The following is a 19,903-nucleotide window of genomic DNA, read 5'->3' on the forward strand; positions in this document are numbered from 1 at the left end:
GTCAGTGAGGTTGCCGTCCTGGCGCCGGGTGGGCCCGGTCTAATGAGTCGTCCGTGGGTCAATCCGTGCGCTGAAACTTGAGGTCCCAGACACCATGGCCGAGGCGCTCGCCGCGGCGTTCGAACTTGGTCACCGGCCGCTCGCTCGGGCGCGGGACGAAACGACCATCTTCGGCCAGGTTGCGATAACCCGGCGCGGCATTCAGTACTTCCAACATGTGCTCGGCGTAAGGCTCCCAGTCGGTAGCCATGTGCAGCACGCCCCCCACCTTGAGTTTCTGCCGCACCAGTTGCGCCCACTCCGGCTGCACGATGCGCCGTTTGTGATGGCGCGACTTGTGCCACGGGTCCGGAAAGAACAGCAGCAAGCGGTCCAGACTGGCATCGGCCACGCAGTTGCGCAGCACCTCGATGGCATCGCAGCTGTACACGCGGATGTTGCTCAGATCCTGGGCCAGCATGCCGGACAGCAATGCCCCGACCCCTGGCTTGTGTACCTCTACGCCGATGAAGTCCTGCTCCGGCGCCGCGGCAGCCATCTCCAGCGTGGCCTGGCCCATGCCGAAGCCGATCTCGAAGGTACGCGACGCACTGCGGCCGAAAACCTGATCAAAATCGCGCAGGCCGTCGGCCAGCTCCAGACCGAACTTCGGCCAGCCCTGATCGAGGCCGCGTTGCTGGCCTTCGGTCACCCGGCCGGCACGCATCACGAAACTCTTGATGGTGCGCAGCGGGCGGTTGGCAGTTTCCTGCCCGGTCAATTCTTGGTCAACCATGATCCACTCAGCGAATGATGCCTTCCAGAGGCGAGGAGGCGCTGGCATACAGCTTCTTCGGCATACGCCCGGCGAGGTACGCCAGGCGGCCGGCAATGATGGCGTGCTGCATGGCCGCGCCCATCATCACCGGATCACCGGCATGGGCGATGGCGCTGTTCATCAGCACTGCGTCGCAGCCCAGTTCCATGGCGATGGTGGCATCGGAGGCCGTGCCCACACCGGCATCCACCAGCACTGGCACCTGCGCTTCCTCAAGGATGATGCGCAGGTTGTAGGGGTTGCAGATGCCCAGCCCGGTACCGATCAGGCCGGCCAGCGGCATCACCGCGATACAGCCCATGTCGGCCAGCTGACGGGCAATGATGGGGTCATCACTGGTGTACACCATCACGTCGAAACCTTCCTTGACCAGCACTTCGGCGGCCTTGATGGTTTCGATGACATTGGGGAACAGGGTCTTCTGGTCGGCCAGCACTTCCAGCTTGACCAGCTTGTGACCATCCAGCAGCTCGCGAGCCAGGCGGCAGGTGCGCACCGCTTCCTCGGCGTTGAAGCAGCCGGCGGTGTTGGGCAGGATGGTGTAGCGGTCAGGGCTGATCACATCGAGCAGGTTGGGCTCACCGGGGTTCTGTCCGATGTTGGTCCGGCGTACCGCCACGGTGACGATTTCAGCGCCGCTGGCCTCGATCGCCAGACGGGTTTCCTCCAGATCCTTGTACTTGCCGGTCCCCACCAACAGGCGCGAGCTATAGGTGCGCCCTGCCAGGACGAAAGGCTTGTCTGCGCGAACTTGACTCATGTGTTCCTCCAGGGATCAACCGCCACCGATGGCGTGTACCACTTCCACCCGGTCACCGGGCTGCAGGATGGTCGTCGCGTGCGCACTGCGCGGCACGATGTCCAGGTTCAACTCCACCGCGACGCGCCGTCCGACCAGATCGAGCTGCTCAAGCAGCTGCAAGATGCTGGTGTCAGAGGCCAGTTCGCGAGGCTCACCGTTCAACTGAATCTGCATGACGTAACAGTCACCATGCGAAGGGGTCGGCATTCTAGCGGTTTCATCACGCATTGACCAAGGCGTCAGCCAAACGGCGCCTTAGCGTTGGCGCCAGGCAGCCACACCTAACAGCAGCCAGCCGAGCATGAAGGCCACGCCACCGAGCGGAGTAATGATGCCCAGCTTGCCGATACCCGTCAGCGTCAGCGCGTACAAACTGCCAGAGAACAGCAGCATGCCCGCCACAAAGAACCCGCCACTCAAGGTCAGCAGCCGATCAGGCTGACGCTGCAGGAGCAACGCCACGACCAGCAGGGTCAGGGTATGCAGCTGCTGGTACTGCACGCCTGTCTGGAACACCGCCAGATACTCGGGTGACAGCTGCTGGCGCAGGCCATGAGCGGCAAAGGCGCCGAGCGCCACACTGGTAAAGCCGGAAAAGGCTGCCAGAAGCAGAAACAGTCGCGCCATATCAGGCTCCAGTCGCGTGGAAAAGGGCCGCTATAATGGCCCGCCCTTCCCTTTCGGCCAAGCCTGCCCATGCCTTCCCGACTGTTGCCAAGACTGCTGCATCGCCTGCTCAAGTTGCTACTCGCGGCCGCCTTGCTCTCTGCGCTGCTGGTACTCAGCCTGCGCTGGATTCCACCGGTGGGCAGCGCCCTGATGGTCGAGCGCAAGATCGAGTCCTGGCTCGACGGCAAGCCCATCGACCTGCAACGGGAGTGGAGGCCCTGGCCGCTGATCTCCGATGATCTGAAGATCGCCGTGATCGCCGCCGAAGACCAGAAGTTCGCCGAGCACTGGGGCTTCGATGTCGCCGCCATCCGCGCAGCGCTCAAGCACAACCAGCAAGGCGGCAGCGTACGCGGCGCCAGCACCCTCAGCCAGCAGGTGGCCAAGAACCTGTTTCTCTGGTCCGGCCGCAGCTGGCTGCGCAAGGGCCTGGAAGCCTGGTTCACCGGGCTGATCGAGCTGCTCTGGCCCAAGCAGCGGATTCTCGAGATTTACCTGAATACCGCCGAATGGGGCGACGGCGTGTTCGGCGCTGAAGCGGCTGCCCGCCATCACTTCGGCATAGGCGCGGCCTACCTGTCACGTCAGCAGGCCAGCCAGCTCGCCGCCGTACTACCCAACCCCCGCGCCTGGAGCGCCCGCCGCCCCAGCCCCTACGTGCAACGTAGAGCCAAGTGGATTCGCCAGCAAATGTGGCAGCTCGGCGGCAGCCACTACCTCAAACAGCTGGAGCAACGTGCCGCCTGGCGCTGGCAACTCTGATCAGCCGCCGTTGGCGGCCTTTTCCGGCTGCACTGCAGCAGTACCAGCCTGCGCGGCAAAACTGCCGAGGTACTCGATCTTGGCCTGGTCGCGCAACGGTTTGAGCTGCTTTGCCTGCAACTCGGCTACGCGCTTGTTCATCAGGTACTGCTGAATGGCAGGAGCCGCGTCGGCTTCGCTGACAGGCTGAGTCTGGGTAGCCAGCACTCGCAGCACACTAATGTCGCGAGTGTCATGCAGAACCACAATGTCGCCGACCTTGGCCTGATGCACCTCCTTGATGAAGGCCAGCGGCAACTTCTCCGCCGGAGTCGCACCGGTGTGGCGACGCACCTTGCCACCCTTCTGCTCGATCTGGGCCTGCAAGCTCTCAAGGGTTGCGCCTTGGCCGACCTGAGCCTGAACATCGGCAAACGCCAGCTCGCTAACCGGGAAGCTCAGCTCCTCCAGGTTGTACAGCTTGCGCTCGGCAAAGAGTTCGGGATTCTGGTAGTAGTAGCGCGAGATATCCGTGCGCTGCAGCGGGCCGGCGGCGGCCAGCACCTGCTCCATGTAGGCCCGCGCGAGAATCTCACGACGTGCCTGTTCGATGGCCAGCAAGGTCTTCGGCGAGCGATCGAGCTTCTCTTCCACGGCCTTGGCAGCCAACAGCTCCTGATCCACCAGTCGTTCGAGAGCCTGCTTGCGGACACTCTCCAGCTCGGCTGGCGGGATATTGCCCGAGGAGCCCAGCACATGATTGAGCTGGTGGATGGAGATTTCCGTACCGTTGACCTTGACGGCCACCTGCCCGCTCGAGGCGCTCTGGCCACTCTCGCCACAGCCCACCAGGATGCTCGCCGCCAGAAGCGTCGCAGTCACTCGCCCAAAACCGGCCGTTTTAATCAGATTGTTTCGCATCGTAGATTCCATCAATGGAGTGGGAGCTTGAATCAGGCGCCTGCCAATTTCTTGCGACCCTCGGCCGACAGGCTGCCTAGCAGAGTCTCGACAAACTCTTGCTGCAGAATGAAGGCCTCATCGTCGGCGAGACCGATCGAGGAGACCCGCACAATCATGCCATCGGGCACCGTGCCACGCAGTCCGTAGGAGAGCGCCAGCAACTTGGCCCCGGTGGCACTGGTGGCAATCTGATCGCCAATGATTGTCCAGTAAGTCAGCGGCTCTCGACGCTGCAGACGCTGCGCGATCAAGCGACGTACAGGAATTTCGTTTTGGGCAAAGCGGACTGTGCCCTGCTTGCTTTGTTCGATGCGAAATCCACTGGCCGGATAGCAGACATCCGGGACGTGCAGGTCATTGGAGCGGCTCTGGTTTTCGCCATAGGCAATCGACAGCATGACGCTGCGGCCCGTCGATCGCTGAATATAGGTACGCGCCAACACCTGCTGATAAATACGACTCTGCAGCTCGCCCGCCTGCGGATTCACCACGGCGGCACTCTGCCGCTCATCCAGCTCCCAACCGTCAAACTGATGCGGGACCAGCGTTTCCAGATCAAGCGTGGCGCCCTGGTCGGCCAGGCGCACCGTGGGGCGAACACTCCAGGCCAGCAAAGCTGCCAGCGCCATGATCAACAGCAGACTGAGCGCCCGACGCTGCAGGGTACTCATGGCATCACCTCACTCGACTTTTCGCGTACGCACAGGCGAATCAGTGAGTCGGTTCCGATCACCAGAATAAAGGCGGTAGCGAACAACACCATGCCGGAAAAGCCATGCAGGTAGCCCTGTCCGACCTCATCACCGAAGTAATAGGTAATCAGCGAGAGCAGCATGACCCGAATCACGTTGGCGGTGAACGAAATCGGGATGATCAGTGTTGCCAGCAGCGCATTGCGCAGCAGCGACTCATGGCGGAACAGATTCAGATAGAGCAACCCCAGCGCTTCCAGGGTCAGCAGCGTATGCAAGCCGGCGCACGCATCGGCGACCAGCAACTGATACTGGCCGATTTGCAGAATCACCCCAGTACGCGCAATCGGGTAGCCCAGGCCATAAAGGACCCATTCGGCGCAATACGACACAGCGATCTTCATCGGCATTGTGACCGCGGCAACCAGCAGCCCCGGCAGCGGGATCATGAACAGCATGAAGAACAGCGGAAACCAGGCCAGACGCAGCGCCCGCGGCCCGAAGAGCACCAGCAGAGCCCCGCCCAGAACCCAGATCAGCGAGCCCAGTTCAATAAATTCGATCGATTGGGAACGCCCAATCACATACAGCGCCAGACCAATCAGCAGCAGCGTGCCGCCCACCCACAGGGCGGGGCGCTGCGCCGCTACCGGCCTGCAGATGAATTCTTCTCCGGCCTGGCGCAGCTGCGCCCAGTCGCGGTAGATCAGCCACAGGGCAATAGCCAGGATCATCGGCCCATGGGCCTGCCCTTCATCGCGCCACAGACCATTGAACAGGCGCCACAGGGTCGGCAAATAAAGCAGGGCCAAACCGGCCAGAGTAACCAGCAGGAAGGGTTCAATGCGCCGTTCGGCTCGGGAGACAGACAGTACAGCAGGGTCGGCAGACACGGTATTCATCCTGAACAGAGAAAGACCCCGCCACAGGACGGGGCCTCCACACAGCAGCGAATCAGGCCTGCTGTTTGCGACGACGGGCAAAGCCCACCATCAGACCGAGCCCCGCCAGCAGCATGGCGTAGGTTTCCGGCTCAGGCACCGGCGACACCGGACCGGCGCTGTCGACGTTGCTCAGATTGACGCGAAAAAAGTCACCACGACCGTGATCGGTCAGCGGCTGCGAGTCGAAGCGGAAGCCCTGACTCAGCAACGAGCCATTGGAGAAGTTGCTGAAGGGCGTCACGCTCAGGCGGTAGTTACCCGCCGCCAGACTGGCAAAGCTCAGGCCGGAATCGTAGTAGGTCTGACCCGGGCCGACACTCGCGTTGTCATCGTTTTGGCCAACCTGCAGCCAGTCACTGCCACTCTGTTGCCAGATAGCGATGATCGGGTCGAAGTTCACGCCAGACTCGAACGAATCGGTCCAGGCACGCACGTTATTGGTAAGGCTAGACAGGGAAAAATCGAAAAATGCCACTTCGTTCCGATTTTCCAGCGAGCCGGTGAAGGTAAAGTCCAGCGCATTGGCGTTTACAGCAGCAGTGCTGAGCAACGCAGCAGCAAGCAGTCGTTTCATCGCATCCATCTCCTAGAGCCGAGATCATCTCATCCGTCGAACAGGTACTGCCTGCTCCCGTTCCCTATCCAGGAAGCCGGCACACGCCAACCTCCAAGATTCTGCACGCCCGACACCAGGCGCCTGCCACAGCTTCATCCACGACGAAGCCCCGCCGAGGCCGCTAAAGCTAGCAGGCCCCACGAACACGAAAGCGTGATGAGAAGTAACTGGGGAATGCTCTGCCCAACGGGCATGGCTGAGAAGCGAATGCAGTCTATTGCACAGCCGCTACGGCTTTTCACTCTGATCCCTGAGTCACACCACTGCACACCCTGTGTCGTCGAGGACAAACGCTGCTGATACTGGCCATTTGGCACATCTGACGACGCGATGATGCGCCAGTAATCTGTCCTTTTCAAGCGCGCAGCTGGTTTCTTGACGGACGGATGAATTAATCCTTTAACTGCGCCTTCATCCGAGCCACGGGCAGCCAATGCAGCAACACAAGCTGCCGCTCCGCTAGGTGGATGGTCAGCCCCTGCTCCGGATAAACCCACGCCTCACCCGCGGCCAGCTGCAAACGCAAGCGTGGCGGGCCGAAGGTCGGTAGCAGACTAGCTTCCGCCACCAGAGCGCTTCCAGGCTTGATCAACAACTGCGCAATCTTCTGCGGTCCCAGCTCATCGCGCAGACCGGCGCCGAGCGGTACCTCGCCGTCCGCCACCTGAGCGGCGGTGGCCTGTTGCAGGCTCTGGCGCTGCTCGCTAGTTAGACTCAGCTCAGCCTCGACCGCCCAGGTTCGACCGTTTTCCGCGAGCTCTGCGCGATAGAGCAGGCGCGGCCCCTCCAGACGGGGCTGCAGCCAGAGTTCGCCGGGAGCGGCATCGACCAGCTGCGCCAGGCTCAGGCGACCCTCGGCCAGCGGCTGCAGCAACGGCGCCTGCCAGCTCTTGAATTCCGCCAACGGCTCAGTCGGTGGCTGCGGTCGTAGCGCCAGGTAGGCCAGCAGAAAACTGCCGGCAGCCAACAGGGCAAACCACAGGTAATGCGCCGGGCGCAGACTGGCAAACGAGTTCATCGACACTCCAGAAAAACAAAAGCCGCACTAGGTGCGGCTTTCAGATGCGAGGGAGATCAGGCCTGAATCGAGCCCTTGAGCTTGTTCATGGCGTTCTTCTCCAGCTGGCGAATCCGCTCGGCGGAGACGTTGTACTTGGCAGCCAGGTCATGCAGGGTCGCCTTCTCCTCGGCCAGCCAGCGCTGGTGGAGGATGTCGCGACTACGCTCGTCCAGGCTCTCCAGCGCCTCATGCAGATTGGCGGTCGAGCTGTCGCTCCAGTCCGCTTCCTCCAGCTGGCGCGCCGGGTCGTAACGATGATCTTCCAGGTAGTGCGCCGGCGACTGGTAGGCGACATCGTCGTCGGCATCGGCTGCCGGATCGAAGGCCATGTCGCTGCCGGTCAGGCGGCTCTCCATCTCGCGCACTTCGCGGGCTTCCACCCCGAGGGAGTCGGCGACCGCATGTACTTCATCGTTGGTCAGCCAGGCCAGACGCTTCTTCTGGCTGCGCAGATTGAAGAACAGTTTGCGCTGCGCCTTGGTCGTGGCGACCTTGACGATGCGCCAGTTGCGCAGAATGAACTCGTGGATCTCCGCCTTGATCCAGTGCACGGCAAAGGACACCAGGCGCACACCCATTTCCGGGTTGAAGCGCTTGACCGCCTTCATCAGGCCGACGTTGCCTTCCTGAATCAGGTCCGCCTGAGCCAGACCGTAGCCGGAGTAGCTCTTGGCAATGTGGACGACAAAACGCAGGTGCGCCATCACCATCTGCCGAGCGGCTTCCAGATCTTGCTGGTAGTAGAGACGCTCAGCCAGTTCGCGCTCCTGCTCCTGGGACAACAGGGCGATACCGTTGACCGCGTGCACGTAGGCCTCCAGGTTCGCACCGGGAGCCAGGGCATAGACAGGTTGCAAAGCAGTGGACATGCGAATCCTCCGATTCACGAAACTCGCGCAGTGTAGCATTGCGGAGTTGGAGGGCAAGCCTGTGGATAAGTTCCGTAACAGATTGCCCGCACAACAAAAATTCGACGATTCAGCGAGGCGCCAGCTCACTCAGGTGGCGCGCCACCGCCAGCCAGGCGCCGACGTAACCGAGCAGTACCGCCGCCAGCACCAGCGAAGCGGCGTCCGCACCCGGCACGCCGAGCAGGGCAAAGTCGCTGCCATACAGACCAGCCAGACGCACCACCGCGCTGTTCAGCCAGTCCAGACCAAAGGCCAGAATGCCCCAGGCCATCAGCCCGGCCCCGAGGCCATACATAGCGCCCATATAGAGGAACGGCCGGCGTACATAGCCGTCGGTGCCACCGACTAGCTTGATCACCTCGATCTCGGTGCGGCGGTTCTCGATAGCCAGACGAATGGTATTGCCGATCACCAGCAGCAGGGCCATGACCAGCAGCAGCGACAGCCCGAAGACAAAGTGGTCACCCAACTTGAGAATCGCCGTCAGGCGCTCGACCCAGACCAGATCCAGCTGGGCCAGCTCGACCGCGTTCAGCTCATCCAGGCGCAAGCGCAGCGACTCCAGAGCGGCCTTATCGACCTCCTTGGGCGTCACCAGAATCACCGCCGGCAGCGGATTATCCGGCAGTTCGCGCAGGGCATCGCCCAGCCCCGACTGCTGCTGGAACTCGTCCAGCGCCTGTTCGCGGCTGATCAGTTCGACCTCGGCCACATCCGGCATGGCGGCGATTTCGTCGCGCAGCTGCTGGCTGTCAGCCTCGCCGGCCTGAAGATCGAGGAACAGGGAAATCTGCGCCGCGCGCTGCCAGGAGCCACCGAGGCGCTCCAAGTTATCCAGCAGCAGGGACAGCCCCATGGGCAGCGAGAGTGCCACGGCCATGACTAGGCAGGTGAAGAAGCTGCCGATCGGCTGTTTGGCCAGCCGGCGAAGGCTGTCGAGCAGGCTGGCGCGGTGGCTTTCCAGCCAGGCGCGGGTCAGGGTTTTCAGATCCGGGCCGGTCTGCTCGCTGCGCTTGCGCATCGGTGCGGTCGGCGTTGGCTCGTGTTTGACCGGGTTCGGTTTGCTGGCTGCGTCGCTCATGCTGCTTCTCCGTCGCCGATCAGGCGGCCGCGCTGCAGGGTCAGCATGCGATGGCGCATGCGCGCGATCAGGGCCAGGTCGTGACTGGCGATCAGCACGGTGGTGCCCAGACGATTGATATCTTCGAACACGCCCATGATTTCGGCGGCCAGACGCGGGTCGAGGTTGCCTGTAGGCTCATCCGCCAGCAGCAGAGCCGGCTGGTGCACCACCGCGCGGGCGATGCCGACGCGCTGCTGCTGACCGGTGGAAATGTCGGCCGGGTAGGCGTCGACTTTGTCCAGCAGGCTGACGCGCTCCAGCGCGGTACGCACGCGCTTGTCGATCTCCGGCTTGGACAGACCGAGGATCTGCAGCGGCAGGGCGACGTTGTCGAACACGCTGCGATCGAACAGCAGCTGATGGTTCTGGAACACTACGCCGATCTGCCTGCGCAGGAACGGTATCTGCGCATTGCTGATGCGCGCCAGGTCCTGCCCGGCCAGCAGCAGCTTGCCACCGGTGGGGCGTTCCATGGCCAGCAGCAGGCGCAACAGGGTGCTCTTACCCGCGCCGGAATGGCCGGTGATGAACAGGAACTCGCCGCGGCGCACGCGGAACGTCAGCTCATGCAACCCGACATGACCATTGGGATAGCGCTTGGCGACCTGCTCGAATCGAATCATGGCTTCTCCGCGCTTACTTGGATTCTGCAAACAGGGCTTTGACGAAATCGTCGGCGACGAAGGTCCGCAGATCGTCGATGCCCTCACCCACGCCTATGTAACGGATCGGCAGCGCCATCTGCTTGGCCAGGGCGAAGATCACCCCGCCCTTGGCGGTGCCATCCAGTTTGGTCAGGGCCAGACCGGTCAGATTCACGGTCTGGTTGAACTGCTTGGCCTGGTTGATGGCGTTCTGCCCGGTGCCGGCATCCAGCACCAGCAGGGTCTCGTGGGGCGCTGTTTCATCCAGTTTGCCGAGCACGCGGCGCACCTTCTTCAGCTCCTCCATGAGGTTGTCCTTGGTGTGCAGCCGCCCGGCGGTGTCGGCGATCAGCACATCGATACCGCGGGCCTTGGCCGCCTGCAGAGCATCGAAGATCACCGAGGCCGAGTCGGCACCGGTGTGTTGGGCGATCACCGGAATCTGGTTGCGCTCGCCCCAGACCTGCAACTGCTCGACGGCCGCCGCGCGGAAGGTATCGCCCGCCGCGAGCATGACCTTCTTGCCTTCGTTCTGCAGCTTCTTCGCCAGCTTGCCGATGGTGGTGGTCTTGCCGGCGCCGTTCACGCCGACCACCAGAATCACGTAGGGCTTGTGCGCGGTATCGATCAGCAGCGGCTGCTCGACCGGCTTGAGCAGGTCGTTGAGCTCCTGCTGCAGCGCCTTGTACAGCGCATCGCTGTCAGCCAGCTCCTTGCGCGCCACGCGCTTGGTCAGGCTCTGCACAATGGCAGTTGTAGCCTCAACACCCACGTCGGCGGTGAGCAGGCGGGTTTCCAGCTCGTCGAGCAGGTCGTCGTCGATAGCCTTCTTGCCGAGGAACAGGCTGGCCATGCCTTCGCCGAGACTGGCGCTGGTCTTCGACAGGCCCTGCTTGAGCCGGGCGAACCAGCCGCCCTGATTGTCGCCGGGCTTGGCCTGCTCGACCACGGCAGCCTCAACCGGCTCAGGAGGCACTTCCACCTCGACCGGCAACATCACCGGAGCAATCGGCTCGGCTCCGGCATTGATGCGGAAGCGACTGAAGGCCGGACGCGGCGTCTCGTCAGCCACTACTGGCGCAGCAGACTCGACAACTGGCGTGCTGCTTAGCGCAGGCGCTGCCTCGGCCACCGGCATGACCGGTACAGGCTCGACTGGCAGTACAGGAGCCACCTCGCTGCTGGGCACTGGCGCAACAGACGCCTCAGTCACAACGCTGGCCACCGGCTCACTCGGGGCCGGCGCGACAGGCGCCGCCTCGGCGACCACGGCCGGGGCACTCTCTTGCGCCGGGACTACAGCAGGAGCAGCCATAGGCTCCTGCGGCACGACTGCCGGCGCCGGCGTTTCCTGGGGTTTCTTGCGCAGCCAGCCGAACATCGATTTCTTCTCGGCGGCCGGCTCAGCGGGGGCATTGCCCGCTACGGGGGGCTGGCCGGGTTGGGCCGGGGTCTTTTTATCGTCGTTGGAACCAAACATGGGTACAGGTATCTCAGGGGAGCGGCGCAGACTGGTTTTCAGGTCAACCACGGACCGGCGCGCCGCCCCGGAAAAGGATGGGGTATCCTAGCACCTCTTCGCCTGCCGGCGGTACGCCGCGCGGGCCGTCCAGAAGGTCAGCATTCACCATGACAATACGCGCCCGCCGCTCCCTCGGCCTGTTCCTGGCCTGCCTGTGCCTGCCGCTGGCAGCCCCGGCCAAGGATGCCCAGCCGACTCACGAATTTCGTCTGGCCAACGGCCTGAAGATCATCGTCCGCGAAGACCACCGCGCGCCGGTGGTGGTCTCCCAGCTCTGGTACAAGGTCGGCTCCAGCTATGAAACCGCTGGCCAGACCGGCCTGTCCCACGCCCTCGAACACATGATGTTCAAGGGCAGCCGCAAACTCGGCCCGGGCGAATCCTCGCGCATCCTGCGCGAGCTGGGCGCCGAGGAAAATGCCTTCACCAGCGACGACTACACCGCCTACTACCAGGTGCTGGCCAGCGACCGCCTGGCCGTAGCCCTGGAGCTGGAAGCCGACCGCCTGGCCAGCCTCAAGCTGCCGGCCGACGAATTCGCCCGCGAGATCGAGGTCATCAAGGAAGAGCGCCGCCTGCGCACCGACGACAAGCCATCCTCTCTGGCCTATGAACGCTTCAAGGCCATGGCCTACCCTGCCAGCGGCTACCGCAACCCGACCATTGGCTGGATGGCCGACCTCAAGCGCATGAACGTCGATGACCTGCGCGCCTGGTACCGCACCTGGTACGTGCCGAACAATGCCACCCTGGTGGTGGTCGGCGATGTCCAGCCCGAGCAGGTCAAGGCTCTGGCCGAGCGCTATTTCGGCAGCATTCCGGCCCGTCCCGTGCCGACGGCCAAGGCACCGCTGGAGCTGGCCGAGCCGGGTGAGCGGCGCACCACGCTGTACCTCAAGACCCAGCTGCCCAGCCTGCTCTACGGCTTCAACGCTCCCAGCCTCGGCAGCGCCAAGGACGCCAAGCCGGTACACGCCCTGCGCCTGATCTCGGCCCTGCTCGACGGCGGCGACAGCGCCCGCCTGCCGGCTCGACTGGAGCGCGGCGAGGAACTGGTGTCCGGCGCCTCGACCTGGTACGACGCCCATGCCCGTGGCGACAGCCTGTTCGTCATTTCTGCCACACCCAACGTGCAGACCGGCAAGACCCTGCAGCAGGTGGAAGATGGCCTGTGGCGCCAGCTCAAGGACCTGCAGGACAACCCGCCGTCGGCCGAAGAACTGGCCCGCGTCCGCGCTCAGGTCATTGCCGGCCTGGTCTACGAGCGCGACTCGATCACCAGCCAGGCCACCAGCATCGGCGAGCTGGAAACCGTCGGCCTGTCCTGGCGCCTGCTTGATCAGGACCTGGCTGCCCTGGAAAGCATCACCCCGGCCGACATCCAGGCCGCCGCCCGCACCTACTTCACCCGCACGCGCCTGACCGTCGCGCACATCCTGCCGGAGGCCACCGCCCATGAGTGACCGTCATTCCCTGCGCGACAGCCTGCTTGGCGTCGTCCTGCTGATAGGCATAGCCGCCCTGTTGGGCGCCGTGGTGCGCCAACCCGCCACCGAATCCCAGGGCCGCGCAGCTCTGGAGTCACTCAGCAGCCTCGACCAGCAGGCGCCGGCCCGCCGCGATCTGCAAATCCAGACCTGGCAGACCCCGGGCGGCGCCAAGGTGCTGTTCGTCGCCGCCCCCGAGTTGCCGATGTTCGACCTGCGCCTGACCTTCGCCGCCGGCAGCAGCCAGGATGGCGAGGCCGCCGGCCTGGCTCTGCTGACCAACGCCATGCTCAATGAAGGCGTGCCCGGCAAGGATGTCGGCGCCATCGCCGAAGGCTTCGAGGATCTCGGCGCCCAGTTCGGCAACGGCGCCTACCGCGACATGGCCATCGCCAGCCTGCGCAGCCTGAGCAAGCCCGAGCTGCGCCAGCCGGCGCTGCAGCTGTTCAATCAGGTGATCGGCCAGCCGACCTTCCCCGCCGACTCGCTGGCGCGGATCAAGAATCAGCTGCTGGCCAGCTTCGAGATGAACAAGCAGAACCCCGGCAAGCTGGCCAATCTCGAACTGATGCAGCGCCTGTATGGCAGCCACCCCTACGCCCATCCGAGCGAAGGCACCGCGCAGACGATCCCGGGCATCAACCGCGAACAGCTGATCGCCTTCCACCAGCGCGCCTACGCCGCCGGCAACGTGGTGATTGCCCTGGTCGGCGACCTCTCCCGCACCGAAGCCGAAACCATTGCCGCCGAGGTTTCCGCCGCCCTGCCCCAGGGCCAGGCGCTGGCCAAGATGGCGCAGCCGAGCGAGCCCAAGGCCGGCCCCAGCCACATCGATTTTCCGTCCAAGCAGACCCACATCCTGCTGGCGCAACTTGGCATCGACCGCCGCGAAGCCGACTGGCCGGCGCTGTACCTGGGCAACCAGATCCTCGGCGGCGGCGGTTTCGGTACCCGTCTGATGGAAGAAGTGCGCGAGAAGCGCGGCCTCACCTACGGCATCTACTCCGGCTTCTCCGCCATGCAGGCGCGCGGGCCCTTCCTGATCAACGTGCAGACCCGCGCCGAACTGAGCGAAGGCACACTCAAGCTCGTGCAGGACATTCTGCGCGACTACCTGGCCAAGGGCCCGACCCAGGCAGAGCTGGACAACGCCAAGCGCGAAAGCGCCGGCAGCTTCCCGCTGTCCACCGCGAGCAATGCCGATATCGTCGGCCAGCTCGGCGCCATCGGTTTCTATGATCTGCCGCTGACCTACCTGGAAGACTTCATGAGCCAGGTGCAGGCGCTCAGCGCCGAAGAGGTACGTGCTGCCATGGCCAGGCACCTCAAGCCCGAGGGCATGCTGATCGTCACCGCCGGCCCGCAGGTGCCACAGCAGCCGCTGCCACCGCCCACCGACAAGCCGGCAGCCCAGCCGACCGGCATTCCGGAGCACTGATGCGCCAGTCCACACGCAAACCGGCCAGCAACCCGGCCAACAAGCCCCATGGCGGCCAGGGCCAGCTGCGCATCATCGGCGGTGAATGGCGCTCGCGTCGTTTCGCCTTCCCCGAAGGGCCGGGCCTGCGCCCGACCCCGGACCGGGTGCGGGAAACCCTGTTCAACTGGCTCGCCCCCTATGTCGCCGGGGCGCGGATTCTGGAGTGTTTTGCTGGGAGCGGCGCGGTGTTCCTCGAAGCCCTGTCCCGCGGCGCCAGCGCCGGCCTGGCCATGGACCTCAATGGCGCGGCCGTGGCGGCGCTGCGCGGGCACCTGCAGACCCTGCAGTGCGAGCGCGGCCAGGTGCAGCAGCAGGACAGCCTGCGCTACCTGAGCGAGCAGAGCGCCACGCCCTTCGACTTGGTATTCCTCGACCCGCCGTTTCAACAGAATCTGCTACAGCCGACCTGCGAGCTACTCGAACAGCGCGGCTGGCTGGCTGCGGGGGCCTGGATCTATACCGAAAGCGAGCACGCCCCTTCCAGCCTCGGCCTGCCGGGCAACTGGCGTCTGCACCGGGAGAAACACGCCGGCCAGGTGCACTACGCCCTTTGGCAGCGCGAGGCTCAGTAGAAGGCCACCACCTCGCCTTCGCGGTCGAAGGCGAGGAACTGACCGATGCTGCCGCTCTCGATGGCCCCGACCATCATTTTCAGCGGCTGCTCGGCCTCGTCGCTGCTCGGCACCTGACCACCGCGTCCGGACAGTCCGGCGGCGAACAGCAGGTCCCAGGCAATCCCGGTGCGCTCCGCCTCGGCCAGCAGGGCGGGGAAATCCGCCAGCTCCTGCGGCAGCTTGTCGACGCACAGAACCGGTTTCAGTGCCCCGCCCTCGCCATTGGCAAAACGCTGGGCCTCCTCGGGCGTGGCGTCCTTGGGCAATTCGGCGGCGGCAAACACCAACAGCAGGCGCTGTGGCTCTTCCTGGGCGCGAGCCGCGACAAGCAGATCGGCGAACTGGGTGATATTCATGTTGCAGGGCTCCTGGAAACCGCACACTGGGGACACAGCTGGGTACTCTAGAATTTTTCCAGCCGCCTGCATCTATCTCCAAAGACATAGCCCGGCAGGGCTCAGCGCCGCATCAGCACCTGACGGAAATAGTCGATGGTTTCTCCCAGCCCTTGCTCCAGCTCAACGCGAGGCTGCCAGCCCAGGCGCTCACGTGCCAGTGCGATATCGGGCTGGCGTTGGCGTGGGTCATCCTCGGGCAGGGGCCTGAACACCAGCTTCGAACGGGAGCCGCACAGACGCAGGATGATCTCGGCGATCTCAGCGATGCTGTACTCCGCAGGATTGCCCAAGTTAACCGGTCCAACGAAGTCAGCAGGACTATCCATCATCGCCACCACGCCCTCGACCAGATCGGATACGAAGCAGAATGAACGCGTCTGACTGCCATCACCATACAGGGTGATATTTTCGCCTTGCAGTGCCTGGACCACGAAATTACTGATCACCCTACCATCATAAAGCTGCATTCCCGGACCGTAGGTATTGAAGATACGCACGACCTTAATGTCCAACGCATGCTGCCGGTAATAGTCGAAGAACAGCGTCTCGGCACAGCGTTTGCCCTCGTCGTAGCAGCTGCGGATGCCGATCGGATTGACCCGCCCCCAGTAGCTCTCCGGCTGCGGATGACACTCGGGGTCGCCATAAACCTCCGAGGTGGAGGCCTGCAGGATACGCGCGCCAGTCCGCTTGGCCAGGCCCAGCATGTTGATCGCCCCATGCACGCTGGTCTTGGTTGTTTGCACCGGGTCACGTTGATAGTGTATCGGCGAGGCCGGGCAAGCGAAGTTGAAGATACGGTCGACCTCTACGTAGAGCGGAAAGGTCACGTCGTGACGCATGACCTCAAAACGCGGATGCCCCAATACATCCTGAATGTTCGCTCGACTGCCGGTGTAATAGTTGTCCACCGCCAGTACTTCGTGGCCCTGCTCGAGCAGACGTCGGCACAAATGCGAGCCGATGAAGCCCGCCCCCCCAGTTACCAAAACACGCATGGCAGCCCCTAAACAGATGTTTTCAATTGCCTTCATCACCACATGCAAGGGACGCCTGCACCATATCGAGCAGACCCTACCAACCTTGGTCGCCGAGGCTCCGGCGCAAATCATTCTGGTGGATTACGGCTGCCCGGACAACACGGCCGACTGGGTCGAGTTGCACTTCCCCCAGGTAGACGTAGTACGGGTCAAAGATGACTCCGGCTTCTGCCTGCCGCGAGCGCGCAACATGGGGGCTGCCATCGCAGATGCGACCTGGCTGTGCTTCATTGACGCAGACATTGAAGCCACACCTGGTTGGCTGACTTGGATGACGGCCAACCTGGACACTGATCATTTCTACCTGGCCAGTCAGGATGATTGCCAGCGACGACCAGAAGTCGCCGGCACATTCCTCTGTACTCGCCAAGCTTTCGAAGCGATAGGAGGCTATGACGAAGCCTTTCGCGGCTGGGGCGGAGAAGACACGGATATCTATACGCGGCTCGCCGAATTAGCCTACCTGAACTGCGCCAGCTATCCGCATGGGTACGTCAAGCCCATTACTCACGATGATGCTCAGCGCACGGCCTTTCATACAATCAAAGACGTCCGCATCCAAAGCCAAATCAACAGGTGTTACATCAAGACCAAGCAGTACCTGCGTCGTCGGGGCATACCTGAGCTGTCACTTCACAGCCGCCAGCACCTTCTCACTCGCATCGGGAACGCGCTTTCACAAAACCGTAAACCACCCAAAACCTTCTCAATCCACCTCCGACCCGATGAGCTCACCAGAACAAATGGCGAACCGCTGGGCTTTGTACTGGAGATCAGCAGACTCCGGTCGTTTGGCCTATTCGGGGCACGGAAGACAAGGATTCGCACCAGAGCAACTTCGCTAATGGACAGGCTGCTGCGACCTTTTGGCGTGTAGAAATGACGATCAAGGCCGTCAGCCCTGATCCCACTTCGCCGATCATTACTCACCGGCGGCTGTGGAGGCCATTGGCCGCCCTAGGATAACCAGCAACTGCTGACCAACGATGACGACGCACACAACACGCGATCCGCGCCATCACCGAAGCAAGCAATACCCGCCAGACTTTATTGCCGACAGGAACCTCGGCCAGCAGAACCTGTATCGAGGACACCTACCAACTGATCATGAATATCGGTGCAAATAATTTCCGCGTCAGAACATCAAGGCATCATGCGGTGCATGGAAACCAAGAGACTGGACTGATTTTCCATGAACGCTCGCCAACCGGCTCGGCCATCGTTTGACTGCAGACGAGAACAGTAGGCACCAGTACGCAGGCTATATGTGTAACAAACATCGCTGGACAGCCCAGCAGGACATCCAGCACAAGCTTTAACACGTGATTTATTCGACCGTGACTGAAATGCTCACAACCTTCTATCCCGCCTGGTGGCTACCCGGCCCGCACCTGCAGACCCTCTGGGCCTCCTTCTTTCGCAAGACGCCGCAACTAGAGCGCCGGCGCGAGCGACTGTGGCTGGCCGATGGCGATTTCATCGACCTCGACTGGTACGGCCCGCACGAGGCCGAAGCGCCGCTGGTGCTGGTGGCGCACGGCCTGACCGGCTCCTCCGACTCGCACTATGTGCTCGGCCTGCAGCAACAACTGGCCGCCCAGGGCTGGGCCAGTGTGGCGCTGAACTGGCGCGGCTGCTCGGGCGAGTCCAACCTGCTACCGCGTGGCTACCACTCGGGCGTCAGCGAAGACCTGGCGGCAGTGATCGCCCACCTGCAGGCCTGCCGGCCACAGGCGCCTTTGTACGCGGTGGGCTATTCGCTGGGCGGCAACGTGCTGCTCAAGTACCTGGGCGAGACGGGCGAGCACTCCGGCCTGGAGGCCGCCGTGGCGGTGTCGGTGCCGTTCCGCCTGGATCACTGCGCCGACCGCATCGGCATCGGTTTTTCGCGGGTATACCAGGCGCACTTCATGCAGGAGCTCAAGGCCTACGTGGCCGACAAGCGCGCCCGTTTCGCCGAGCGAGGCCTGGCCCAGCACCTGGCGACCCTGGAGGGCCTGGGCCCGCTGGACGATATGCGCACCTTCTGGGACTTCGACGGCCGCGTCACCGCACCGCTGCACGGTTTCCATGATGCCGACGACTACTACCGGCGCGCCTCCAGCCGCTATTACCTGGGCGCCATCCGCACGCCGACACTGCTGATCCAGGCCGCAGACGATCCCTTCGTATTCCGCCACAGCGTGCCCGCGCCCGGCGAGTTGGCCCCCTGCACGACGCTGGAGCTGCATAAACAAGGCGGGCATGTCGGATTTATCGACGGCAGCCTGCGCCAGCCTGGCTTCTACCTGGAGCGGCGCATCCCGCAGTGGCTGGCCAGTCAGTCATCCAGCCCGATGAAGCGCGACCAGTCGTGCGGGAAGCGCACCTTCAGCGGCAGCTGATCGACGCGCCACAGCGGCGGCAACGGCTGCTCGAACTCGGCCGGCACCAGCAACCCCATCTGGCTGACGGTAAAGGGCTTCTGCATGCCTGCCGGCAGGCGCCGCGCGCTGTCGGCCGCCTGCAGGACACGAGCAGAACGCCAGCTGCCATCCGGCATACGCACCTCCAGAGGGTGGCCGGGTTCGGCATACGCGGCGAAACGCGGCTCCAGATAGATCAGCAGCAGCGGCTCGGCAGAACGCTCCAGACGCAGCAACAGGGTGCCTGGACCAACATTTTCGCCGGCACTGACCAGCACCTCGGCGACGCGTCCCTCTTCACTGGCGGTGAACTGCAACCCGTCCAGGCGTGACTGCAGCCACTGCCGCTCGCGATCCTCACGCAACAACTGCAGCGGATCACCCTCGGCCTGACTGCGCTGGGCACGCAGGCGCGCCTGCAGATCAAGCAGAACCTGCTGCTGGGTATTCAATTCGGCCTGAGCGCTGAGCAGTTCGCCACGGGTGGCCGCGCCCTGGGCCAGCAGCGCCTGAACCTGGCTGACCCGCTGGCGGGCCAGCTCGATGGCGCGCTGCTGCAGCTGAATCGCCTGACTCGACGGCGAGCCGGCAACCGGCGCTTCACCGGGCTGCAACTGCTGGATACGCAGGCGCCACTCGGGGTTATCCAGACTCAGCAAACGTTGGCCCGGCTGCACATGATCGCCCGCCTTGACCAACAGCTCGGCCACCGTACCGGCCTCGCGGGCACGCAGCTCGACCACCGGCATCTGGATCTGCGCGGGCGCCTCGACCCGCAGGTAGCCAACCCCCAGGCGACCAAAGAACCACAGCAGCGGGCTGCTGATCAGCAGCAGGATCAGGTACCAGCGCAGACGGAAGGCCACGCGCTTGCCGGGCGCATAGAGCACCTTGAGACCACCGTCCTGGGTGGGGTTGCGTTCCTTGTCACTGTTAAAGCGAATCTTCATCGAAAGTCTCGGAGTCTGTTGCCGT

22 protein-coding genes are annotated in these 19,903 nt (G+C 63.6%); 6 read left to right on the plus strand and 16 right to left on the minus strand.

The genetic code is table 11. The features are described 5' to 3' along the window. Positions 1-58 precede the first annotated feature (58 nt). The 4 genes from trmB to HNP49_RS02730 form a co-directional block, all read right to left on the minus strand. Positions 59-730 (minus strand): tRNA (guanosine(46)-N7)-methyltransferase TrmB, encoded by a 672-nt coding sequence (trmB, locus tag HNP49_RS02715; protein WP_221445083.1) that lies wholly within the window; start codon positions 728-730, stop codon positions 59-61. 52 nt (positions 731-782) lie between these two features. Further along, positions 783-1,577, minus strand: a complete 795-nt coding sequence (locus HNP49_RS02720; protein WP_184680393.1) for a thiazole synthase — start codon at positions 1,575-1,577, stop codon at positions 783-785. A 15-nt stretch (positions 1,578-1,592) separates the two neighbouring features. Beyond that, positions 1,593-1,793: a sulfur carrier protein ThiS gene (gene thiS, locus HNP49_RS02725; protein ID WP_184680395.1), complete on the minus strand. Its 201-nt coding sequence runs from the start codon at positions 1,791-1,793 to the stop codon at positions 1,593-1,595. An 81-nt stretch (positions 1,794-1,874) separates the two neighbouring features. Continuing rightward, positions 1,875-2,246, minus strand: coding sequence for a DUF423 domain-containing protein (locus HNP49_RS02730; protein ID WP_184680397.1), 372 nt, complete (start codon positions 2,244-2,246; stop codon positions 1,875-1,877). Positions 2,247-2,315: 69 nt separating this feature from the next. Here HNP49_RS02730 and mtgA point away from each other — a divergent pair, with 69 nt between their 5' ends. Further along, positions 2,316-3,050, plus strand: coding sequence for a monofunctional biosynthetic peptidoglycan transglycosylase (gene mtgA / locus HNP49_RS02735; RefSeq protein WP_409372514.1), 735 nt, complete (start codon positions 2,316-2,318; stop codon positions 3,048-3,050). Here mtgA and HNP49_RS02740 read toward each other — a convergent pair whose 3' ends face one another. The 9 genes from HNP49_RS02740 to ftsY form a co-directional block, all read right to left on the minus strand. Continuing rightward, entirely contained in the window at positions 3,051-3,962 is a 912-nt protein-coding gene (locus HNP49_RS02740) for an EpsD family peptidyl-prolyl cis-trans isomerase (protein ID WP_311772057.1), read from the minus strand. A gap of 20 nt (positions 3,963-3,982) precedes the next feature. Then, positions 3,983-4,663 carry an exosortase-associated protein EpsI, B-type gene (gene epsI, locus HNP49_RS02745; protein ID WP_184680401.1) on the minus strand — a complete coding sequence of 227 codons (681 nt, stop codon included), beginning with the start codon at positions 4,661-4,663 and terminating at the stop codon, positions 3,983-3,985. Then, on the minus strand, positions 4,660-5,577 hold the full coding sequence (gene xrtB, locus HNP49_RS02750) for an exosortase B (protein ID WP_221445035.1): 918 nt from the start codon (positions 5,575-5,577) through the stop codon (positions 4,660-4,662). The genes epsI and xrtB overlap by 4 nt, the downstream gene beginning before the upstream one ends. A gap of 61 nt (positions 5,578-5,638) precedes the next feature. Continuing rightward, positions 5,639-6,202: a DVUA0089 family protein gene (locus HNP49_RS18505; protein ID WP_221445036.1), complete on the minus strand. Its 564-nt coding sequence runs from the start codon at positions 6,200-6,202 to the stop codon at positions 5,639-5,641. A 433-nt stretch (positions 6,203-6,635) separates the two neighbouring features. Then, entirely contained in the window at positions 6,636-7,262 is a 627-nt protein-coding gene (locus HNP49_RS02760) for a hypothetical protein (protein WP_184680405.1), read from the minus strand. A gap of 56 nt (positions 7,263-7,318) precedes the next feature. Then, positions 7,319-8,173, minus strand: coding sequence for an RNA polymerase sigma factor RpoH (gene rpoH, locus HNP49_RS02765; RefSeq protein ID WP_184680407.1), 855 nt, complete (start codon positions 8,171-8,173; stop codon positions 7,319-7,321). Between the two features lie 109 nt (positions 8,174-8,282). Then, positions 8,283-9,236: a permease-like cell division protein FtsX gene (ftsX, locus tag HNP49_RS02770; protein WP_311772067.1), complete on the minus strand. Its 954-nt coding sequence runs from the start codon at positions 9,234-9,236 to the stop codon at positions 8,283-8,285. A 56-nt stretch (positions 9,237-9,292) separates the two neighbouring features. Further along, on the minus strand, positions 9,293-9,961 hold the full coding sequence (ftsE, locus tag HNP49_RS02775; protein WP_095939768.1) for a cell division ATP-binding protein FtsE: 669 nt from the start codon (positions 9,959-9,961) through the stop codon (positions 9,293-9,295). Between the two features lie 13 nt (positions 9,962-9,974). Further along, a complete protein-coding gene (gene ftsY, locus HNP49_RS02780; RefSeq protein ID WP_184680412.1) occupies positions 9,975-11,462 on the minus strand; it encodes a signal recognition particle-docking protein FtsY in 1,488 nt (495 codons plus the stop codon). 149 nt (positions 11,463-11,611) lie between these two features. Between ftsY and HNP49_RS02785 the strand changes: the two genes are divergently transcribed. From HNP49_RS02785 to rsmD, 3 genes are read left to right on the plus strand one after another with little or no spacing between them, the layout of a single operon-like run. Continuing rightward, positions 11,612-12,967 carry a pitrilysin family protein gene (locus tag HNP49_RS02785; RefSeq protein WP_184680414.1) on the plus strand — a complete coding sequence of 452 codons (1,356 nt, stop codon included), beginning with the start codon at positions 11,612-11,614 and terminating at the stop codon, positions 12,965-12,967. Continuing rightward, complete coding sequence (locus tag HNP49_RS02790; protein WP_184680416.1) at positions 12,960-14,429, plus strand: pitrilysin family protein; 1,470 nt, start codon at positions 12,960-12,962, stop codon at positions 14,427-14,429. Before HNP49_RS02785 ends, HNP49_RS02790 begins: the two co-directional genes overlap by 8 nt. Next, a complete protein-coding gene (rsmD, locus tag HNP49_RS02795; RefSeq protein ID WP_184680418.1) occupies positions 14,429-15,043 on the plus strand; it encodes a 16S rRNA (guanine(966)-N(2))-methyltransferase RsmD in 615 nt (204 codons plus the stop codon). The genes HNP49_RS02790 and rsmD overlap by 1 nt, the downstream gene beginning before the upstream one ends. Here rsmD and HNP49_RS02800 read toward each other — a convergent pair. Together HNP49_RS02800 and HNP49_RS02805 are read right to left on the minus strand one after the other, a co-directional pair. Next, the gene (locus tag HNP49_RS02800) at positions 15,037-15,441 is read right to left on the minus strand and encodes a ribonucleotide reductase subunit alpha (protein WP_184680420.1); all 405 of its coding nucleotides are present in this window, start codon (positions 15,439-15,441) and stop codon (positions 15,037-15,039) included. The two genes, rsmD and HNP49_RS02800, sit on opposite strands and share 7 nt — an antisense overlap. Before the next feature lie 101 nt (positions 15,442-15,542). Then, the gene (locus tag HNP49_RS02805) at positions 15,543-16,481 is read right to left on the minus strand and encodes a UDP-glucuronic acid decarboxylase family protein (protein ID WP_184680422.1); all 939 of its coding nucleotides are present in this window, start codon (positions 16,479-16,481) and stop codon (positions 15,543-15,545) included. Here HNP49_RS02805 and HNP49_RS02810 point away from each other — a divergent pair. Together HNP49_RS02810 and HNP49_RS02815 are read left to right on the plus strand one after the other, a co-directional pair. Continuing rightward, positions 16,480-17,400, plus strand: coding sequence for a glycosyltransferase family 2 protein (locus HNP49_RS02810; protein ID WP_184680424.1), 921 nt, complete (start codon positions 16,480-16,482; stop codon positions 17,398-17,400). The two genes, HNP49_RS02805 and HNP49_RS02810, sit on opposite strands and share 2 nt — an antisense overlap. Before the next feature lie 469 nt (positions 17,401-17,869). Further along, positions 17,870-18,907: a hydrolase gene (locus HNP49_RS02815; protein WP_184680426.1), complete on the plus strand. Its 1,038-nt coding sequence runs from the start codon at positions 17,870-17,872 to the stop codon at positions 18,905-18,907. Here HNP49_RS02815 and HNP49_RS02820 read toward each other — a convergent pair. Further along, positions 18,844-19,878, minus strand: a complete 1,035-nt coding sequence (locus HNP49_RS02820) for an HlyD family secretion protein (RefSeq protein ID WP_184680428.1) — start codon at positions 19,876-19,878, stop codon at positions 18,844-18,846. The genes HNP49_RS02815 and HNP49_RS02820 overlap by 64 nt on opposite strands. Positions 19,879-19,903 lie beyond the last annotated feature (25 nt).

This window comes from Pseudomonas fluvialis (genome assembly GCF_014207935.1).
Lineage (GTDB): Bacteria > Pseudomonadota > Gammaproteobacteria > Pseudomonadales > Pseudomonadaceae > Aquipseudomonas > Aquipseudomonas fluvialis_A.

Excerpts from the sequence above, each read along its gene's own strand:
- HNP49_RS02720 (WP_184680393.1), bottom strand. The coding sequence starts at position 1,577 with ATGAGTCAAGTTCGCGCAGACAAGCCTTTCGTCCTGGCAGGGCGCACC.
- thiS (WP_184680395.1), bottom strand. The coding sequence starts at position 1,793 with ATGCAGATTCAGTTGAACGGTGAGCCTCGCGAACTGGCCTCTGACACC.
- HNP49_RS02730 (WP_184680397.1), bottom strand. The coding sequence starts at position 2,246 with ATGGCGCGACTGTTTCTGCTTCTGGCAGCCTTTTCCGGCTTTACCAGT.
- mtgA (WP_409372514.1), top strand. The coding sequence starts at position 2,316 with ATGCCTTCCCGACTGTTGCCAAGACTGCTGCATCGCCTGCTCAAGTTG.
- HNP49_RS02740 (WP_311772057.1), bottom strand. The coding sequence starts at position 3,962 with ATGGAATCTACGATGCGAAACAATCTGATTAAAACGGCCGGTTTTGGG.
- epsI (WP_184680401.1), bottom strand. The coding sequence starts at position 4,663 with ATGAGTACCCTGCAGCGTCGGGCGCTCAGTCTGCTGTTGATCATGGCG.
- HNP49_RS18505 (WP_221445036.1), bottom strand. The coding sequence starts at position 6,202 with ATGAAACGACTGCTTGCTGCTGCGTTGCTCAGCACTGCTGCTGTAAAC.
- HNP49_RS02760 (WP_184680405.1), bottom strand. The coding sequence starts at position 7,262 with ATGAACTCGTTTGCCAGTCTGCGCCCGGCGCATTACCTGTGGTTTGCC.
- rpoH (WP_184680407.1), bottom strand. The coding sequence starts at position 8,173 with ATGTCCACTGCTTTGCAACCTGTCTATGCCCTGGCTCCCGGTGCGAAC.
- ftsX (WP_311772067.1), bottom strand. The coding sequence starts at position 9,236 with ATGCGCAAGCGCAGCGAGCAGACCGGCCCGGATCTGAAAACCCTGACC.
- ftsE (WP_095939768.1), bottom strand. The coding sequence starts at position 9,961 with ATGATTCGATTCGAGCAGGTCGCCAAGCGCTATCCCAATGGTCATGTC.
- ftsY (WP_184680412.1), bottom strand. The coding sequence starts at position 11,462 with ATGTTTGGTTCCAACGACGATAAAAAGACCCCGGCCCAACCCGGCCAG.
- HNP49_RS02785 (WP_184680414.1), top strand. The coding sequence starts at position 11,612 with ATGACAATACGCGCCCGCCGCTCCCTCGGCCTGTTCCTGGCCTGCCTG.
- HNP49_RS02790 (WP_184680416.1), top strand. The coding sequence starts at position 12,960 with ATGAGTGACCGTCATTCCCTGCGCGACAGCCTGCTTGGCGTCGTCCTG.
- rsmD (WP_184680418.1), top strand. The coding sequence starts at position 14,429 with ATGCGCCAGTCCACACGCAAACCGGCCAGCAACCCGGCCAACAAGCCC.
- HNP49_RS02800 (WP_184680420.1), bottom strand. The coding sequence starts at position 15,441 with ATGAATATCACCCAGTTCGCCGATCTGCTTGTCGCGGCTCGCGCCCAG.
- HNP49_RS02810 (WP_184680424.1), top strand. The coding sequence starts at position 16,480 with ATGGCAGCCCCTAAACAGATGTTTTCAATTGCCTTCATCACCACATGC.
- HNP49_RS02805 (WP_184680422.1), bottom strand. The coding sequence starts at position 16,481 with ATGCGTGTTTTGGTAACTGGGGGGGCGGGCTTCATCGGCTCGCATTTG.
- HNP49_RS02815 (WP_184680426.1), top strand. The coding sequence starts at position 17,870 with ATGCTCACAACCTTCTATCCCGCCTGGTGGCTACCCGGCCCGCACCTG.
- HNP49_RS02820 (WP_184680428.1), bottom strand. The coding sequence starts at position 19,878 with ATGAAGATTCGCTTTAACAGTGACAAGGAACGCAACCCCACCCAGGAC.